We start from the raw sequence: 16,605 nt of genomic DNA on the forward strand, positions 1-16,605 counted from the left end.
GGAAGTGGGACGACACAGTCGTCGGGGGCGGGCCGACAAGGCGGAGACCTCGCAGACGCGAGCGGTTCCCGAGGCGGAGCCGTCACCGGAGCCGGGCCCGGACCGGAACCGTCGAGCGGCGGGGACCCGTCCCGGCGCCCTCGGGCCGTACCCGCCCGCGGGCGCGGCCTTGCCCCGCAGCGCGCCACCGCGCGCCGACGCGACTCCGGCCCACGGATTCCCACAGGCATTCGACGGCACCCCCGCGCGTGGGGTGCCGCGTTTCGTGGACGGGACACCCGCGCGCGGGATGCCCCGTTTCGAGGACGCGCCGTCCGGACGCCCGGTGCCCCGCGCTGCCGAGGGGACCCCGGCGCACGGATTCCCGCAGGCCTTCGACGGCACCCCCGCGCGCGGAGTGCCCCGGTTCGCGGACGGCACCCCGGCGCACGGGGTCCCGCGCGTTCTCGACGGGACACCCGCCCACGGGACGCCGCGACTTCCCGACGGCACCCCCGCGCACGGGACGCCCCGGGTTCGGGGCGGCCATCCCGAGCAGCGTGAACAGGGTGGCGGCTGGGGGGAGTCCAGGGCCGGCGCGGCCGCGCCGGGAGCGCCTCCGGGGCCGATGGTCCCGCGCCCGCGCCAGGAGCACCGAACCGCTCCCCGGCAGGCGTACGTCGACGCGTTCGACGTCGCCACGGACGAGGACGACGACCTTTTCGCGCCCCGTGCGGGCGCTCCCGGCCGGAACGCCGGCCCCCGGTCCGACGACCCGTACGGCTCCGTCACGTCGTGGGACACGGAGGCCGGCGGCTCCGGCGGCCCCGGTGAGCCGCCGCCGGAGACCGGGGAACAGGAGAAGGGCCGAGCCGGCAAGGGGCGGGCGTTCACCGGGATCGCGGCGGCCGCCGTCACCACCGTGCTGGCCGTCGTCGTCGCCGGACAGGTCGCGACGGGACAGCACGACGCCGGCGCCCGGACCCAGTCCGCCGCGGGCGGCCGGGTGACCCAGGACCCCGCCTCGCGCGGGGACGGCAGGCCGACCCAGGCGGGCCACCCGACCGTGGCCGCGGTGGCCCTGACGTACGACCAGAAGATGGCCAAGACGTACCCCCTCGGCGCGAAGCTCAAGGGGTCGGGGAAGTTCGACGCGGTGCCCGGGTTCGCCAAGGCGCCGGGCACGGGACGCAAGTACACCTACCGCGTCGACGTCGAGCAGGGGCTCGGCCTGGAGGGCGCGCTCTTCGCCGAGGCCGTCCAGAAGACGCTGAACGACAAGCGGAGCTGGGCGCACGGCGGGGCCCGCACCTTCGAGCGGATCAGTTCGGGCAAACCGGACTTCGTCATCACGCTGGCGAGCCCGGGGACCACCGCCGAGTGGTGCGCCAAGTCGGGCCTCGACACCACGGAGGACAACGTCTCGTGCGACTCGGCGTCCACCGAGCGCGTCATGATCAACGCGTATCGATGGGCCCAGGGCTCGACGACCTACGGTGACAAGATTCACTCCTACCGGCAGATGCTGATCAACCACGAGGTCGGCCACCGGCTCGGATACGGGCACGTCACCTGCGACAAGGACGGCGAGCTCGCCCCGGTCATGCAGCAGCAGACCAAGTTCCTCGACCACGACGGAATCCACTGCCGGGCCAACCCCTGGGCCTATCCCGGGAGTTGACAGGAGGCCCTCGGGCCACGTTGACATGCGCCGAAAGTTCGTTCATATTTTGGCGCATGTCGCCCCGTCACGCCTCCGTCTGCGCCGCCATCGAGCTGGCGCTCATCGGCGTGACCGCGCTGTGCGTGGCCGACATCGACTGTCGCTGACGCCCGCCCCCGGCGAGTGCGTCGCATTCCTTCTCGTCTCGTTTCCGTGCGCTCCTGAACCCTTCCGGTTCCCCGCGCCCGTACCTCCTCCGGTCCGGTCGGACTCCGACGCTTGACGCCCTGGGCGGGCTCCGTGCCCCGCTGTCTCATTCCGCGTCATTCCGTCTCAGTATTCGAACCACCCGAGAGGTCGTCTTCCGATGCGTCAACCGTCCCTCATAGCGCGCCGCGTGGCAGTGGCATCCGTCAGCCTGGTCGTGGCAGCGGGCGCCGCCGCCTGCGGCCCTGAGGACAACGATGCCAAGAGTTCCGGAGGCGGCGACTCCCAGGCGAAGAAGGGCGGCACGCTCAGCGTGCTGAACTCCAACCCGCAGTCGGACTTCGACCCCGCGCGGCTCTACACCTCCGGCGGCGGCAACGTGCCCTCGCTCGTCTTCCGCACGCTCACCACCCGCAACCGCGAGAACGGCGCGGCCGGCGCCAAGGTCGTCCCCGACCTGGCCACCGACACCGGCCGCCCGAGCAAGAACGCGACCGTGTGGACGTACACCCTGAAGAAGGGCCTCAAGTTCGAGGACGGCTCGCCGATCACCTCGGCCGACATCAAGTACGGCATCGAGCGCTCCTTCGCCGCCGAACTCTCCGGCGGCGCGCCCTACCTGCGCGACTGGCTCATCGGCGGGGCCGACTACCAGGGTCCCTACAAGGACAAGAAGGGCCTCGACTCGATCGAGACGCCCGACGACCTGACCATCGTCTTCCACCTGAACAAGCCGGAGGGCGAGTTCCCCTACCTGGCCACGCAGACGCAGTTCACCCCCGTCCCGAAGGCCAAGGACACCGGCACCAAGTACGAGCAGCACCCGGTCTCCTCGGGCCCGTACAAGGTCGTCAAGAACGAGAACGACGGTGAGCGGCTCCTCCTGGAGCGCAACACCCACTGGTCCGCGTCGACCGACGCCGAGCGCAAGGCCTACCCGGACAGGATCGACGTACGGTCCGGTCTGGACTCGTCCGTGATCAACCAGCGGCTGTCCTCCTCCCAGGGCACGGACGCCGCCGCCGTCACCACGGACACCAACCTCGGCCCGGCCGAGCTCGCCAAGGTGACCGGCGACAAGGAGCTCGCCTCCCGCGTCGGCACCGGCCACTTCGGCTACACCAACTACATCGCCTTCAACCCGAAGGTGAAGCCGTTCGACAACCCCAAGGTGCGCGAGGCGATCTCCTACGCCATCGACCGCAGCTCGGTCGTCAACGCGGCCGGCGGCTCCTCGCTCGCCGAGCCCGCGACCACGTACCTGCCGAACCAGAAGTCCTTCGGCTACACCCCGTACGACCACTTCCCGGCGGGTGCGTCCGGCAACGCCGCCAAGGCCAAGGAGCTGCTGAAGGAGGCCGGCTACAAGAACGGCCTGACCGTGACGCTGACGCACTCCAACAGCAAGGACTTCGAGACCAGCCCCGAGATCGCCACCGCGATCCAGGACGCGCTCAAGAAGGCCGGCATCACCGTCAAGCTCCAGGGCCTGGAGTCGAACGACTACAGCGACAAGGTCCAGAGCGTCAAGACCGAGCCGGGCTTCTTCCTCGCCCACTGGGGTGCCGACTGGCCCTCCGGCGGTCCCTTCCTGGCCCCGATCTTCGACGGCCGGCAGATCGTCAAGGACGGCGCCAACTTCAACACGGGCTTCCTGAACGACAAGTCCGTCAACGACGAGATCGACGCGATCAACAAGCTGACCGACCTCGACGAGGCCGCCAAGCGCTGGGGCGCGCTGGACAAGAAGATCGGCGAGCAGGCGCTCACCGTGCCGCTGTTCCACCCCGTCTACAAGCGCCTGTACGGCAAGGACGTCAAGAACATCGTGATCAGCGACTGGACCGGCGTTCTGGACATCTCCCAGGTCGCGGTGAAGTAGCACCGTGAGCGAGGCACTTGTCGCCTCCTCGGCCCCCGTGACGGACCCGTCCGTCACGGGGGCCTCGGGGGCCCGTCAGTTCTGGCGGCGGCTGCTCGCGCAGCGTGCCGCCCTCGTCGCGGCGGCCGTCGTCGCGCTCCTCGTCCTGGTCGCGATCGCCGCACCGCTGCTCACCGCGATCGAGGGCCAGGACCCCACCACCTACCACCCCTCGCTGGTGGACTCCGCACGCGGCGGGGTCCCCGTGGGGTCGCTCGGCGGCATCGGCGCCGACCACTGGCTCGGCGTCGAACCGCAGACCGGCCGCGACCTCTTCGCCCGTCTCGTGTACGGCGCGCGCGTCTCCCTCGGGGTCGCTCTCGGCGCGACCGTCGTCCAGGTCGTCATCGGGGTCGTGGTCGGCGTCGCCGCCGCGCTCGGCACGCGCTGGGTCGACCAGCTGCTGAGCCGCTTCACCGAGATCATCATCGCGATGCCGCTGATGATCATGTCGCTGGCGTTGCTGGCGATCGTGCCCAGCAGCTTCCCCCGTCCCCTGCTGGTCGCCCTCGTCATCGGCCTGATCGCCTGGGGCAACGTCGCGAAGATCGCGCGGGCCCGGACGCTGACCCTCAAGGGACTCGACTACGTCTCCGCCGCCCGGCTCAGCGGCTGGGGCACCTGGCGGATCGCCCGCCGCGAACTGCTGCCGGGACTCGCCGCGCCGGTCATCACCTACGCCGCGCTCCTCGTCCCGATGAACATCAGCGTGGAGGCCGCGCTGTCCTTCCTCGGCGTCGGGGTGAAGCCCCCGACGCCCTCCTGGGGACAGATGCTCACCGCCGCCGACGTCTGGTACCAGGCAGCCCCGCAGTACCTGCTGCTGCCCGCCGGCGCGCTCTTCGTGACGGTCCTGACGCTGACCGTCCTCGGCGACGGCATCCGCACGGCCCTCGACCCGCGCGCCGCCTCCCGCCTGAGCATCGGCACCGGCCGCAGGCGTGAGGCCAAGGCGGACGCGGACACCCAGAAGGCCACTGCGGACGCGAGCGCCGGGGCGGACGCCACCGGCCGGAAGGAGGAGCGGGCATGAGCGGCTTCGGCGGATTCGTCCTGCGCCGCCTCGTCGGCACCGTGATCACCCTGCTCGCCATCTCGGTGATCGTCTACGTCGTCTTCTTCGTCACGCCCGGCAACGTCGCCCAGATCACCTGCGGCCCCCGCTGCTCCCCGGAGCAAGTGCACCAGGTGGCCCAGCAGTTGAGGCTCGACGACCCCCTCTACGTGCGCTACTGGCACTTCCTCCAGGGCATCCTCGTCGGCCAGGACTACTCCACGGGCACGTCCGTGGAGCACTGCTCTGCGCCCTGCCTCGGCATGTCGTACCAGGGCGGCCAGCAGGTGACCCAGCTGATCTTCGCGAAGCTGCCGGTCAGTCTGTCGCTCGTGTTCGGCGCGATGATCCTCTGGCTGATCCTCGGCGTCGGCACCGGTGTCCTGTCCGCATGGCGGCGCGGCCGGATCAGCGAGCGCGTGCTGACCGGCGTGACACTCGCGGGCGTGGCCACCCCCGTCTTCGTCATCGGGCTCGTCCTGATGATCATCGTGTGCGGGCAACTGCGGCTCCTGCCCTTCCCGCAGTACGTCAGTCTCAGCGACGACCCCGAACAGTGGGCCTGGAACCTGCTGCTGCCCTGGCTCTCGCTCGCCCTCATCGAGGCCGCCACGTTCGCCCGGCTCACCCGGGCGTCGATGCTGGAGACGCTCGCCGAGGACCACATCCGCACCTTCCGCGCGTACGGCGTCGGCGAGCGGTCGATCATCGGGCGGCACGCGCTGCGCGGGGCGTTCGCGCCGATCATCGCGCTCAACGCGAACAACGTCGGCGGTGCCATCGGCGGCGCGGTCCTCACCGAGACGCTCTTCGGACTGCCCGGCATCGGTCAGGAACTGGTCCACGCCGTGAACGTCGTCGACCTTCCCGTGGTCGTCGGCATGGTCCTGGTCGTCGGCTTCTTCGTGGTCATCGCCAACGCCGTCGCGGACGTGCTGTACGCGGTGGCCGACCGACGGGTGGTGCTCGCATGAGCGACTCTTCCATGACAACATCGGCGACCGCTTCCCCGGCCTCGCCGGGCGCGGCGGCTTCGGCGAACACCGCTACCGCGAAGACCGCCAGCGCGGCCCCGCTGGTCGAAGTGGACGGACTGTCCGTCGACTTCGGCGACCTGCGGGCCGTCGACGGGCTGTCCTTCCGGCTGGAGAAGGGCGCCGCCCTCGGCCTGGTCGGCGAGTCCGGCTCGGGCAAGTCCACCGTGGCCTCGGCCCTGCTGGCGCTGCACCGCGACACCGGCGCGCGGGTCGCCGGCACCGTCCGGGTCGCCGGCGTGGACGTGCAGCGGGCGTCCGACGACGAGCTGGGCCGGCTGCGGGGCGGGAAGGCCGCGATGGTCTTCCAGGACCCGCTGTCGTCCCTGGACCCGTACTACGCGGTCGGCGACCAGATCGCCGAGGTGTACCGGGTGCACACGAAGGCCTCGCGACGCGCCGCACGCGCGCGTGCCGTGGACGTACTGGACCGGGTCGGCATCCCCGACGCGGTACGCCGGTCCCGCTCGCGCCCGCACGAGTTCAGCGGCGGCATGCGCCAGCGCGCCCTCATCGCCATGGCGCTGGCCTGCGAACCCGAGCTGCTGATCGCCGACGAGCCGACCACCGCCCTCGACGTGACCGTCCAGGCGCAGATCCTCGACCTGCTGCACACCCTGCGGCAGGAGACCGGGATGGGGCTGCTGCTGGTCACCCACGACGTCGGCGTCGCCGCCGAGAGCGCCGACGAGATCCTCGTGATGCGGCACGGCCGCGCGGTCGAGCACGGGCCGGTCACCGCCGTGCTCGGCTCACCCCGGGAGACGTACACGCGCGAACTCCTCGGCGCCGTGCCCCGCGTGGACACGCCCCGCGTGACCGGCGCGACCGGACCGGCCGCCGACCCGGGTCGTGGCGAGCCGACCGGTTCCGTGGAGGGAGCCGGTTCCGCGGCGGCCGCCCCGTTGGAACGGTCTACCTCCGTGGAGGCGACCGGGCCCGTCGCGGGCGTCGAGCCGGCGACCATCGGCTCGACGAGCGGTGGTACGCAGAGTGGTGCGCAGAGTGGCGGTTCGGAGATCGACGGTTCGGAGAGCGGCGGCGCGACGAAGGTCCCGTCGAACGACGTGGTCCTCGAAGCGGTCGGGCTCCGGCGCGAGTTCGGACGCGGGAAGCAGCGGTTCGCGGCCGTCGACGACGTGTCGCTGACCGTCCGCAGGGGCGAGACCCTCGGTGTCGTCGGCGAGAGCGGCAGCGGGAAGACCACCCTGGGAAGAATGCTGGTGGGGCTCCTGGAGCCCACGAGCGGAGCGATCCGCTACGAAGGGCGCGAACAGTCCGGCGTGCGCCCCTCCGTGCAGATGGTCTTCCAGGACCCGGTCTCCTCCCTCAACCCCCGGCGCAGCGTGGGCGAGTCCATCGCCGACCCGCTACGGGCACGCGGCGAGCGGGACGAGGGGCGCATCCGGGGGCGCGTACGGGAACTGCTGGACCGTGTGGGGCTCGAAGCGGCGCACTACGACCGCTACCCCCACCAGTTCAGCGGCGGACAGCGCCAGCGCGTGGGCATCGCACGGGCCCTGGCCGCCGAGCCACGCGTCATCGTGTGCGACGAACCGGTCTCCGCCCTCGACGTGACCACGCAGGCCCAGGTCGTCGCCCTGCTCGGTGAACTGCAGCGGGAACTCGGCCTCGCGCTGGTGTTCGTGGCGCACGACCTCGCGGTCGTACGCCAGGTCAGCGACCGGGTGGCCGTGATGCGGCGCGGCAAGCTCGTCGAGTACGGCACAGCCGACGACGTGTACGAGCGTCCGGGTGACCCGTACACCCGGCAGCTGCTGGCCGCCGTACCGGCGCTCGACCCGGAGGTCGCGGCGCGCCGACGCGCGGCCCGCAGGGAGCTGGCCGACGGCAAGGAGCTGACACCGGCGTGAGCGCGCGAGGCCCGCGGGCGGCAGCCCGGTTCGCGGGCTTCGGCCGACAAAACGTGACCGCTTGATCTCTTAGCGCGACAGAACGCCTCCCGCGCGGGAAAGTTACGACCGTTCACCCCTTTTGGTGGCGCGATGGACAACCGTCCGTCGCGCCACCGCCTTGTCCGCATACGTTCGTCCCGCTGCGAGCCGCCGGGTCAACGGCGGCTCCCCATACGGGAGATCGGGGGTGTGCTCGTGCGCATCGGACTGCTGACGGAGGGTGGCTATCCGTATGTGAGCGGTGACGCCAGACTCTGGTGCGACCGGCTCGTGCGCGGGCTCGGGCAGCACGAGTTCGACATCTACGCGCTCAGCCGCACCGAGCGCCAGGAGGACGAGGGCTGGATCCAACTGCCGTCCCAGGTCAGCCGCGTCCGCACCGCGCCGCTGTGGACGGCGGAGGACGACGGCGTGGTCCACGGGCGCCGCGCACGACGCCGCTTCGCCGAGGCGTACGGGGAGCTCGCGGCGGCCGTCTGCACGGGACCGGAGACACCCGGCGCGACGGGGTCCTCCGAGGGGGCGGCGGACTCCTCCGGCGTCGAGGCGGACCGTTTCGCCAGCGCGCTGTACGCCCTCGCCGAACTCGCCCGTGAGGAGGGCGGTCTGGTCGGCGCCCTCCGTTCGGAAGGAGCGGTCCGCGCCCTGGAGCGCGCCTGTCGCGCGCCCGGCGCGCTGCGGACCGCCCGCGCGGCACGCGTACCCGACCTGCTCGCCGTCGCCGGCCACATCGAGCGCGCCCTGCGCCCCCTCTCGCTGGACTGGTACGAGGACGACGGCCTCGGCTCGGTCGACCTCTGTCACGCCGCGGCCGGCGGAGCGGCGGCCCTGCCCGGCCTCCTCACCCGGCACTTCTTCGGAGTCCCGCTGCTCGTCACCGAGTACGGCGTGCAGCTGCGGGCGCACTACCTGTCCTCCAGCACCGTCACGGAGGCCCCCGCCGTCCGTGCCCTGCTCGCCGCGTTCCACGGCGCGCTCGCCGCCGAGGTGTACGGCGCGGCCACCCTCATCACGCCCGGGAACGCCCACGCCCGCCGCTGGCAGGAGCGCTGCGGCGCCGACCGCGCCAAACTGCGCACCGTCTACCCCGGCATGGAGGCCGAGCGCTTCGCCGAGGTCGGAGAGGGCGCCGAGGGCAGCCGGTGCGCGGACCCCGACACGCTGGTGTGGGTAGGCCGCATCGAACCCGCGAAGGACCTCATCTCCCTGCTGCACTCCTTCGCGGAGGTCCGCAAGGAGGAGCCGAAGACCCGGCTGAGGATCGTCGGCGCCCCCGCCGAAGGACCGGACGGCGCGACCTACCTGGCCCACTGCAAGGCGCTCGCCGCACAGCTCTTCCCCGACGAGGCCGAGGGCGTGCACGCGGTCGGCGACAACCCCGTGTCCTTCGAGGAGATCGGCGGACCGGAGGTCCCGAGCCTCGCCGAGGCCTACGCCTCCGGTGCCCTGGTCGTCCTCTCCAGCGTCGTCGAGGGCTTCCCGATCAGCCTCGTCGAGGCGATGTTCTGCGGCCGGGCCACCGTCTCCACCGACGTGGGCGCTGTCGTCGAGGTCATCGGCGGTACGGGACTGGTGGTCCCGCCGCGCAACCCGCGGGCGCTCGCCGAGGCGTGCGTGGCGCTGCTGCGCGACCCCGAGCGTCGCGAGCGCCTCGGCGCCGCCGCCCGCGCCCGCGCCCTCGAACTCTTCACCGTCGAGCAGAACATCACGGCATTTCACGGCATTTACCTGGAGATCGTCTCGCACTCACCGGTACGTCGCCTGGTCGTGGACAACACGGGGGAGCCGCTGCCGTTCGGCGTACCCGCCGAGGCCCACCTCCCTGGCCGCTGGACCGAGGCCCGCCTGATGGCCGCGGGCCGGCCGCGCTGGGGCGACGGGGCACCGGTGCGCGCCACGGCCACCGTTCCGGCGGGGGAGGGCGCATGACCGGCGACACCGCAGGACCGGGCGCCCGCGGCGGCGTCGGCGACCTGACGGAACCGGACCCCGACGGCACGGGAGTGCCGGAAGCGGGTGGAGGCGCGTCGGGCGGAGGTGCGGGCGTACAGGGCGAGGTCGCGTCGAGTGAGGTCGCTTCGGTCGGGGTCGCATGGGGCGAGGTCGCTTCGGGCGGTGACGCGGGCCGCGTTCGTGACGTTCGCCGTGGTGCGGGATCCGATGCCGGACCCGGTGGCGGACCTGGTGGCGGCGGGGGCCGGGGCGGGGAGCGTGCGGACGGAGCGGCGTGGCCCGCCGGCACGCGATCCGAGGTTGCCGACGGGGGGCTCATGCTCTCCGACACCGTTGTGGAGAGCGCGAGTTCCGAGGCCACCGGCGGTGGGAACGGGATTCCTGGCATCGGCGCGGAGGGTGCTGAGGGTGCCTACGGCGGGCGCAGGCTCGCCGGCCCCGGCCCCGGCAATGAGGGCGCCGACGGTGCGCGCAGGAACGCTGGACGCCGCGGCGCTGCGGACCCCGTGAAGGCGCTGATGCACCGGCATCGCGAACTCTGCGAACGGGCCGTCGACCCGCTGGAGATCGCCGCGGGTCTGGAGGCCCACGGCGTGACCGACCGGACCGCCGCCCGCTTCCGTCACCGGGACGTGTTCTCGCTCGCCGAGGAGATGTACGCGCGCGTGGCGCGCGACGGCGAGTCCGCGCCGCCCGACGCGGAGCGGCCCGCACCACCCGGTGCGCGCGCCTACTGGGCCGTCCTCGCCCTGGTGCCGGGCGCCCTCGGTGCGGGCGTCGTCGCGGGGCTGCGGCTCACGCACGGGCAACCCCGTCTCGCCGTCGCCGCGTTCGGCGCCCTCGCCGTCGCGTGCGGTCTCCGCCTCGCGCTGCGCCGCGGCCCGCTGAGCAGCAGCCACGGCACGACGGGCGCCACCCTCGCGTGGACGTGCTGGCTCGTCGCGTACGCCCTCCTCGGCGACGGCTTGCTGAACGCGGGCCTCACCGGAGGGCCGGACGGCAACTGGCCCCTGGCCACCGCCCCCGTGCTGGCCCTCTCGCTGGCCTGCGCTCCTGCCGCCTGGTGCGCCCACCTGTTCGTCAGCCGCGCTCGCCGCCGGCTCACCACGAGCCGGGGGCTGGAGGAGTTCGCCGCCTCCGTACAGCCCCTGCTCATCGGCGCGTTCGGCTTGTTCGTGTGCGCCCTGCTCGGCCTCCTCGCGTTGTGCGGCGCGGTGCTCGACGAGCCGCCCGCCTACGCCGGAGCCGGTGCCCTCGGCTCCCTGCTCCTGCTCGCACGACTCCTGACGGCGCGCGGCTTCACCCACGCCCCGGCCCTGGCACTCGCCGGAGCGGGCGCGGCGGAAGCAGCGGCCCTGGCCACGGTCTACGCGGCCCGGCTCCCCGGCTGTTCGTTCCTGGCCACCCCCGTCGACACCCTCGTCGACACCTGGGGGCCCGGCGCCGTACCCGCTCTGGTGTGCGGGGCGGGCGCCGTCATCCTGCTCCTGCACGCCTCCCGCACGCTGACCCGCGCCTCGGCCCACGCCCGGACCGGCGAGGCCCCATGAACGCCGGGGACGAGACCCGGCGAACGGGCCGAAGCGAGTCGCCGACTCTTGGCGTCCTCACCCGCGGGGCCCGGGCAGCGTCGAGGCACTCCGCCGTGCACGGAGTGAAGCCGCCGGCGCACGGCGGGCCGAGCCGCCGGGGCCGAGGCGCTTCGAAGGCCGGTGACCTGGGCGGCGGGACGGTCCGTGCCGTGGGCGGCCCGATCCCGTCGGGTCGCGGTCGACGGAGCCGCACCGCCCAGGGCGGCCCCAGGTGCGGGGCGCGGGGCGGATCGAAGCGCGGGGCGCGGGACGGATCGAAGCGCTCCGACCCCGGCATCGGCATCGGCTCCGACATCGGCCCCGGCTCCGACCCCGGCACGCCGAACGGCTGGGGCGGAGGCCGCGCTCCGAGCCCTGTCGCGCTCAGGAGGACGCGGCCTCTGGCCGGCCACGCCACGGCGCACGGGCCGTCTCCTCGCACGACGCTTCCTGTTCCGGCCCATGGCCCCCGCCGCCATGAGCCCTCTCCGGTGCCCGGGATCACGCCCCGGGGCCGGTCCCCCTTCTCCCGCGGGGCCGACACCGCGGGAGCTCTCCCCGACCTACGCATCACCTCGAAGGAGACAGTCAGATGATCACCTCCCGAACCGGAGAATCCGCCCCGGGAGCCGCCCGATGAGGGTCCTGCTGATCGGAGCCAACGGCTACCTCGGCCGTTTCGTCGCCGACAGACTGCTCGCCGATCCGGCCGTGCAGCTGACCGCGCTCGGCCGGGGCGACGACGCCGACGTACGGTTCGACCTCGCCTCGGGCAGCCCCGGCGCGCTCACCCGCTTCCTGGACGCGGTGCACCCCGGAGTCGTCATCAACTGCGCGGGCACCACACGCGGCGGCGCCCGCGACCTCACCCGGCACAACACCGTCGCCGTCGCCACCGTCTGCGAGGCCCTGCGGCGCAGCGGCTGCGGTGCCCGGCTCGTGCAGCTCGGCTGCGGAGCCGAGTACGGGCCCAGCCAGCCCGGCTCGTCCACCGCCGAGGACGCCGTGCCGCGCCCGGGCGGCCCGTACGGCGTGAGCAAACTCGCGGCCACCGAACTCGTCCTCGGCTCCGGCCTGGACGCCGTCGTGCTCCGCGTCTTCTCGCCCGCGGGGCCCGGAACACCTGCCGGATCCCCGCTCGGCCGGCTCGCCGAGGCGCTGCGCCGCGCCATGCAGTCCGGCGACGGCGAACTGAAGCTCGGCGGCCTGGGCGTGCAACGCGACTTCATCGACGTCCGTGACGTCGCCCGCGCCGTGCACGCCGCCTCCCTCTCCGCCGCGCAGGGCGTGATCAACATCGGCTCGGGACGTGCCGTCCGGCTCCGCGACGCCGCCTCCGTCCTCGCCCGCGTGGCCGGTTACGGCGGCACCCTGCACGAACTCGACGGGCCGTCAGGGCCGCCCGGCCCGGCCGGTCCCGCGCTGCGAGCCACCATCGGACACCCGCGCCCGGAACCCGACCACGTGGCCCCCGTCGCGTACCCCTACCCGGACGGCTGCGGCGGCTGGCAGCAGGCCGACGTGCGCACCGCCCGCGACCGGCTCGGCTGGCGGCCCCGGATCAACCTCGAGGAGTCCCTCGCCGACATCTGGATGGAGGCGGCGTGCCGCATCTGACCAGCACCGCCACCGGCACGGCCGGCACCGACCGGTCCGGGGTCGGCTTCGGTGTCCCCGGCTACGCGCACCCCCTCGTCGCTCCCGTCGAATGGGACGGCCTGACCCGCCCCGGCACCCCCTTGCACTGGGTGGTCCTGAACGTGGACAACGGCCCCGGTGACCGCCCCGACCCGCGCTGTCTGGAGGCCTCAGGACGGCTGCGCAACGCCGGTGTCCGGGTGCTCGGCCACCTGGACACCGCCTACGGGGCGCGCCCGTTCGACGACGTGGTCGCCGACGCGCGGCGCTATCTCGACTGGTACCAGGCCGACGGGTTCCTGCTCGACCGCTGCCCCGCCGAGCGCTCCGCGCTGCCCGAGATCCGCCGCACGATCGGGTCGCTGCGGGCGCTCCGCGACGGCGCGCACATCGTGCTGGGCCATGGCACCCACCCGTATCCGGGATACGCGGAGAACGCCGACCAACTGGTCACCTTCTCCGGGCCCTGGAGCGAGTACCGCTGGTCGCAGGTCGCCGAGTGGACCGCCGACTATCCGCCCGAGCGCTTCTGCCACTTCGTCCACGGTGTGCCGCGCGGTCATCTGGAGGAGGCGTTGCGCGTCGCGCGCTGGCAGGGCGCCTCCACGATCTACTTCACCGACCGCTCCGACCATGGGGGGAGGGTCGACCCCTGGGAGACGATGCCCGGCTACTGGGACGAAATCGTCTCGCGGATCGGAACGGGTGTCTCGGAATGAAGAAGGGCGTGGCAGTGTTACGCGGAGAACAACTGTAGTGATTGACCGACCAACGGAGTCCCCGTGTCGCTGCCACCCCTGGTCGAGCCAGCCTCTGAGCTCACCGTAGACGAGGTCCGCAGGTACTCCCGCCACCTGATCATCCCCGATGTGGGCATGGACGGGCAGAAGCGGCTGAAGAACGCCAAGGTGCTCTGTGTGGGCGCCGGCGGCCTCGGATCGCCGGCGCTGATGTACCTGGCCGCGGCGGGCGTGGGCACGCTCGGCATCGTGGAGTTCGACGAGGTCGACGAGTCGAACCTGCAGCGCCAGATCATCCACAGTCAGGCGGACATCGGCCGGTCCAAGGCCGCCTCCGCCCGCGACTCCGTGCTGGGCATCAACCCGTACGTGAACGTGATCCTTCACGAAGAGCGGCTCGAGGCCGAGAACGTGATGGACATCTTCAGCCAGTACGACCTGATCGTGGACGGCACGGACAACTTCGCGACCCGCTACCTGGTCAACGACGCGTGCGTGCTGCTCAACAAGCCGTACGTGTGGGGCTCGATCTACCGGTTCGACGGTCAGGCCTCGGTCTTCTGGTCCGAGCACGGGCCCTGCTACCGCTGCCTCTACCCGGAGCCCCCGCCGCCGGGCATGGTCCCCTCCTGCGCCGAGGGCGGTGTCCTGGGCGTGCTCTGCGCGTCCATCGGCTCCATCCAGGTCACCGAGGCGATCAAGGTGCTGACCGGCATCGGCGACCCGCTCGTGGGCCGTCTGATGATCTATGACGCCCTGGAGATGCAGTACCGCCAGGTCAAGGTCCGCAAGGACCCCGACTGCGCGGTCTGCGGCGAGAACCCGACCGTCACGGAACTCATCGACTACGAGGCCTTCTGCGGCGTCGTGTCCGAGGAGGCCCAGGAGGCGGCGGCCGGCTCGACGATCACTCCCAAGCAGCTCAAGGAGTGGATCGACGACGGCGAGAACATCGAGATCATCGATGTCCGCGAGGTCAACGAGTACGAGATCGTCTCGATCCCCGGCGCCAAGCTGATCCCGAAGAACGAGTTCCTCATGGGCACCGCCCTGGAGACCCTGCCGCAGGACAAGAAGATCGTCCTGCACTGCAAGACGGGAGTCCGCAGCGCGGAGGTCCTCGCCGTCCTGAAGTCCGCGGGCTTCTCGGACGCGGTGCACGTCGGCGGCGGTGTGATCGGCTGGGTCAACCAGATCGAGCCCGACAAGCCGGTGTACTGACCGGCGGCACGTCCCGCTCTTTCGGCGGCGGGGGTTCCGCGGACCGGGTGTCCGCGGAACCCCCGCCGTCGTCATGAACAGACCTTGCCGTCCTTCGGCACCGTCCCGTCCAGGAGATAGCTGTTCACGGTGGAGTCGACACAGTCGCTCCCACTGCCGTAGGCGCCGTGTCCCTCGCCCTTCCAGGTCAGCTCCACACCGACGTCCTTGCCGAGCTCGTCCGCCATCCTGCGGGCGCCCTCGTAGGGAGTGGCCGGGTCCCCGGTGTTGCCGACGACCAGGACCGGATCGGCGCCCGGAGCGCTCACCTCGGGGGTGTCGTGCTGCCCGGCCACCGGCCAGTCGTGGCACCAGCCCGCCGTGTCCCAGCCCATGAAGTCCCCGAACACGGGTGAGATCTTCTCGAACCCTGCCAGCCGCTTCTTCGTCTCCTCGGGGGTCGGGCGCTGCTTGTCGTCCAAGCACGATATGACCCGTTGTGAATGCGTCGTCGTGCCGTAGTGCCCGGAGGCGTCGCGTTCGTTGTATCCGTCGGCCAGGTGCAGCAGGGCCGAACCGTCCCCGTCCTCGGCGTCCTTCAGGGCTTCGGTGAGCGTCGGCCAGCCCTGCTTGCTGTAGAGCGGCAGCACGATGCCGGTGAGGGCCAGTGTCTGGCTGAGCTTGCGACCGCCGGAGGTGGGCAGCGGCTTCGCGTCGATCCGCTTCAGCAGGTCCGCGATCTTCCGCGATCCCTGCCGGGGGTCCTGGCCGGTGGACTTGAGGTAGTCGTCCAGGGCGCGCTGGAAGCCCAGCGTCTGGTTCCTGGCGTGGCCCACGGTGTCGGCGCTCGGGTCGACCACGGCGTCCAGGATCAGGCGTCCCACGTTCTTCGGGAACAAGTGGGCGTACACACCGCCCAGTTCCGTGCCGTACGAGATGCCGAAGTAGTGCATGCTGCGGTCGCCGAGGACCTGGCGCATCAGATCCATGTCTTTCGCGGTGTCGGTCGTCGACACATGGGACAGCAGTTTCCCGGCGGCCTTGGCGCAGCCCTTGCCGAAGTCCTCGGCGTCCTGGAAGTACGCAGCCTCCTCCGCCGCGTCGTCCGGAGTGGCGTCCACGGACTCGGATGCCTGGATGGCCTTGTCCGTGCGGCACCGCACGCCTTCGCTGGCAGCCACTCCGCGCGGGTCCCAGCTCACCAGGTCGTACCGCTCGTGGAGCGGTCCGACGGCGCTTTCGTACGACGGCAGGGTGGAGACGCCCGAGCCGCCGGGGCCGCCGAAGTTGAACAACAGGGAGCCGATGCGCTTGCTCTGACCGCCGGTCGCCTTCGAGCGGATGAGTGCGAGACCGATCGTCCCGCCGTCCGGCTTCGCGTAGTCGAGGGGGGTCTTGAGCGTGGCGCACTGCCAGCCGCCGCCTGGCGCGGGCGCGTCCGAAGTGGCCTTGCAGCGGCCCCAGTCGAGCTTCTGCGCGGTCAGGGAGGCGGGCAGTCCCGGCGACCCGGTGGAGGACGGCGCCGCGGCCGACGGTCCGTCGCTGTTCTTCCCCTCGTCCTTGCCGTCACCGGACGAGCCCCCGCCGCAGCCGGCCACCAGCAACGCGGCGGCGGCAGCGGCCGTCCACCGTGCGAAACGTGTCATGAGCGTCCCCCCTTGCCCGTGCTCCGCCCGAAGTCGCGGATCACATGCAGGCAATAGTAGGCGCCGGCCGCCGACCGTGCCGA

At 72.3% G+C, this 16,605-nt stretch carries 12 protein-coding genes; 11 read left to right on the forward strand and 1 reads right to left on the reverse strand.

What is annotated here, in order from left to right:
* Positions 1–4 precede the first annotated feature (4 nt).
* From AB0C62_RS03895 to moeZ, 11 genes are all read left to right on the forward strand, one after another.
* Positions 5–1,660, forward strand: coding sequence for a DUF3152 domain-containing protein (locus tag AB0C62_RS03895; protein ID WP_362969489.1), 1,656 nt, complete (start codon positions 5–7; stop codon positions 1,658–1,660).
* 56 nt (positions 1,661–1,716) lie between these two features.
* Positions 1,717–1,809, forward strand: coding sequence for an Ms4533A family Cys-rich leader peptide (locus AB0C62_RS03900; protein WP_323178179.1), 93 nt, complete (start codon positions 1,717–1,719; stop codon positions 1,807–1,809).
* Between the two features lie 200 nt (positions 1,810–2,009).
* A complete protein-coding gene (locus AB0C62_RS03905) occupies positions 2,010–3,731 on the forward strand; it encodes an ABC transporter substrate-binding protein (protein WP_362969490.1) in 1,722 nt (573 codons plus the stop codon).
* Between the two features lie 4 nt (positions 3,732–3,735).
* On the forward strand, positions 3,736–4,803 hold the full coding sequence (locus AB0C62_RS03910) for an ABC transporter permease (protein ID WP_362969491.1): 1,068 nt from the start codon (positions 3,736–3,738) through the stop codon (positions 4,801–4,803).
* On the forward strand, positions 4,800–5,798 hold the full coding sequence (locus AB0C62_RS03915; RefSeq protein ID WP_362969492.1) for an ABC transporter permease: 999 nt from the start codon (positions 4,800–4,802) through the stop codon (positions 5,796–5,798). The genes AB0C62_RS03910 and AB0C62_RS03915 overlap by 4 nt, the downstream gene beginning before the upstream one ends.
* Positions 5,795–7,732, forward strand: a complete 1,938-nt coding sequence (locus AB0C62_RS03920; protein WP_362969493.1) for an ABC transporter ATP-binding protein — start codon at positions 5,795–5,797, stop codon at positions 7,730–7,732. Before AB0C62_RS03915 ends, AB0C62_RS03920 begins: the two co-directional genes overlap by 4 nt.
* A 237-nt stretch (positions 7,733–7,969) precedes the next feature.
* Positions 7,970–9,703, forward strand: coding sequence for a DUF3492 domain-containing protein (locus AB0C62_RS03925; protein ID WP_362969710.1), 1,734 nt, complete (start codon positions 7,970–7,972; stop codon positions 9,701–9,703).
* A 341-nt stretch (positions 9,704–10,044) separates the two neighbouring features.
* Complete coding sequence (locus AB0C62_RS03930) at positions 10,045–11,277, forward strand: hypothetical protein (protein WP_362969494.1); 1,233 nt, start codon at positions 10,045–10,047, stop codon at positions 11,275–11,277.
* Between the two features lie 657 nt (positions 11,278–11,934).
* Entirely contained in the window at positions 11,935–12,915 is a 981-nt protein-coding gene (locus AB0C62_RS03935) for an NAD-dependent epimerase/dehydratase family protein (RefSeq protein ID WP_362969495.1), read from the forward strand.
* Positions 12,903–13,655: a spherulation-specific family 4 protein gene (locus AB0C62_RS03940; RefSeq protein ID WP_362969496.1), complete on the forward strand. Its 753-nt coding sequence runs from the start codon at positions 12,903–12,905 to the stop codon at positions 13,653–13,655. Before AB0C62_RS03935 ends, AB0C62_RS03940 begins: the two co-directional genes overlap by 13 nt.
* A gap of 63 nt (positions 13,656–13,718) precedes the next feature.
* A complete protein-coding gene (gene moeZ / locus AB0C62_RS03945; RefSeq protein WP_362969497.1) occupies positions 13,719–14,897 on the forward strand; it encodes an adenylyltransferase/sulfurtransferase MoeZ in 1,179 nt (392 codons plus the stop codon).
* A gap of 71 nt (positions 14,898–14,968) precedes the next feature.
* Here the strand turns inward: moeZ and AB0C62_RS03950 are convergent, their stop codons facing one another.
* Positions 14,969–16,522, reverse strand: a complete 1,554-nt coding sequence (locus AB0C62_RS03950; RefSeq protein ID WP_362969498.1) for an alpha/beta hydrolase — start codon at positions 16,520–16,522, stop codon at positions 14,969–14,971.
* Positions 16,523–16,605 lie beyond the last annotated feature (83 nt).

This window comes from Streptomyces sp. NPDC048643 (assembly GCF_040650615.1).
In the GTDB taxonomy this organism is placed as follows: Bacteria; Actinomycetota; Actinomycetes; order Streptomycetales; family Streptomycetaceae; genus Streptomyces.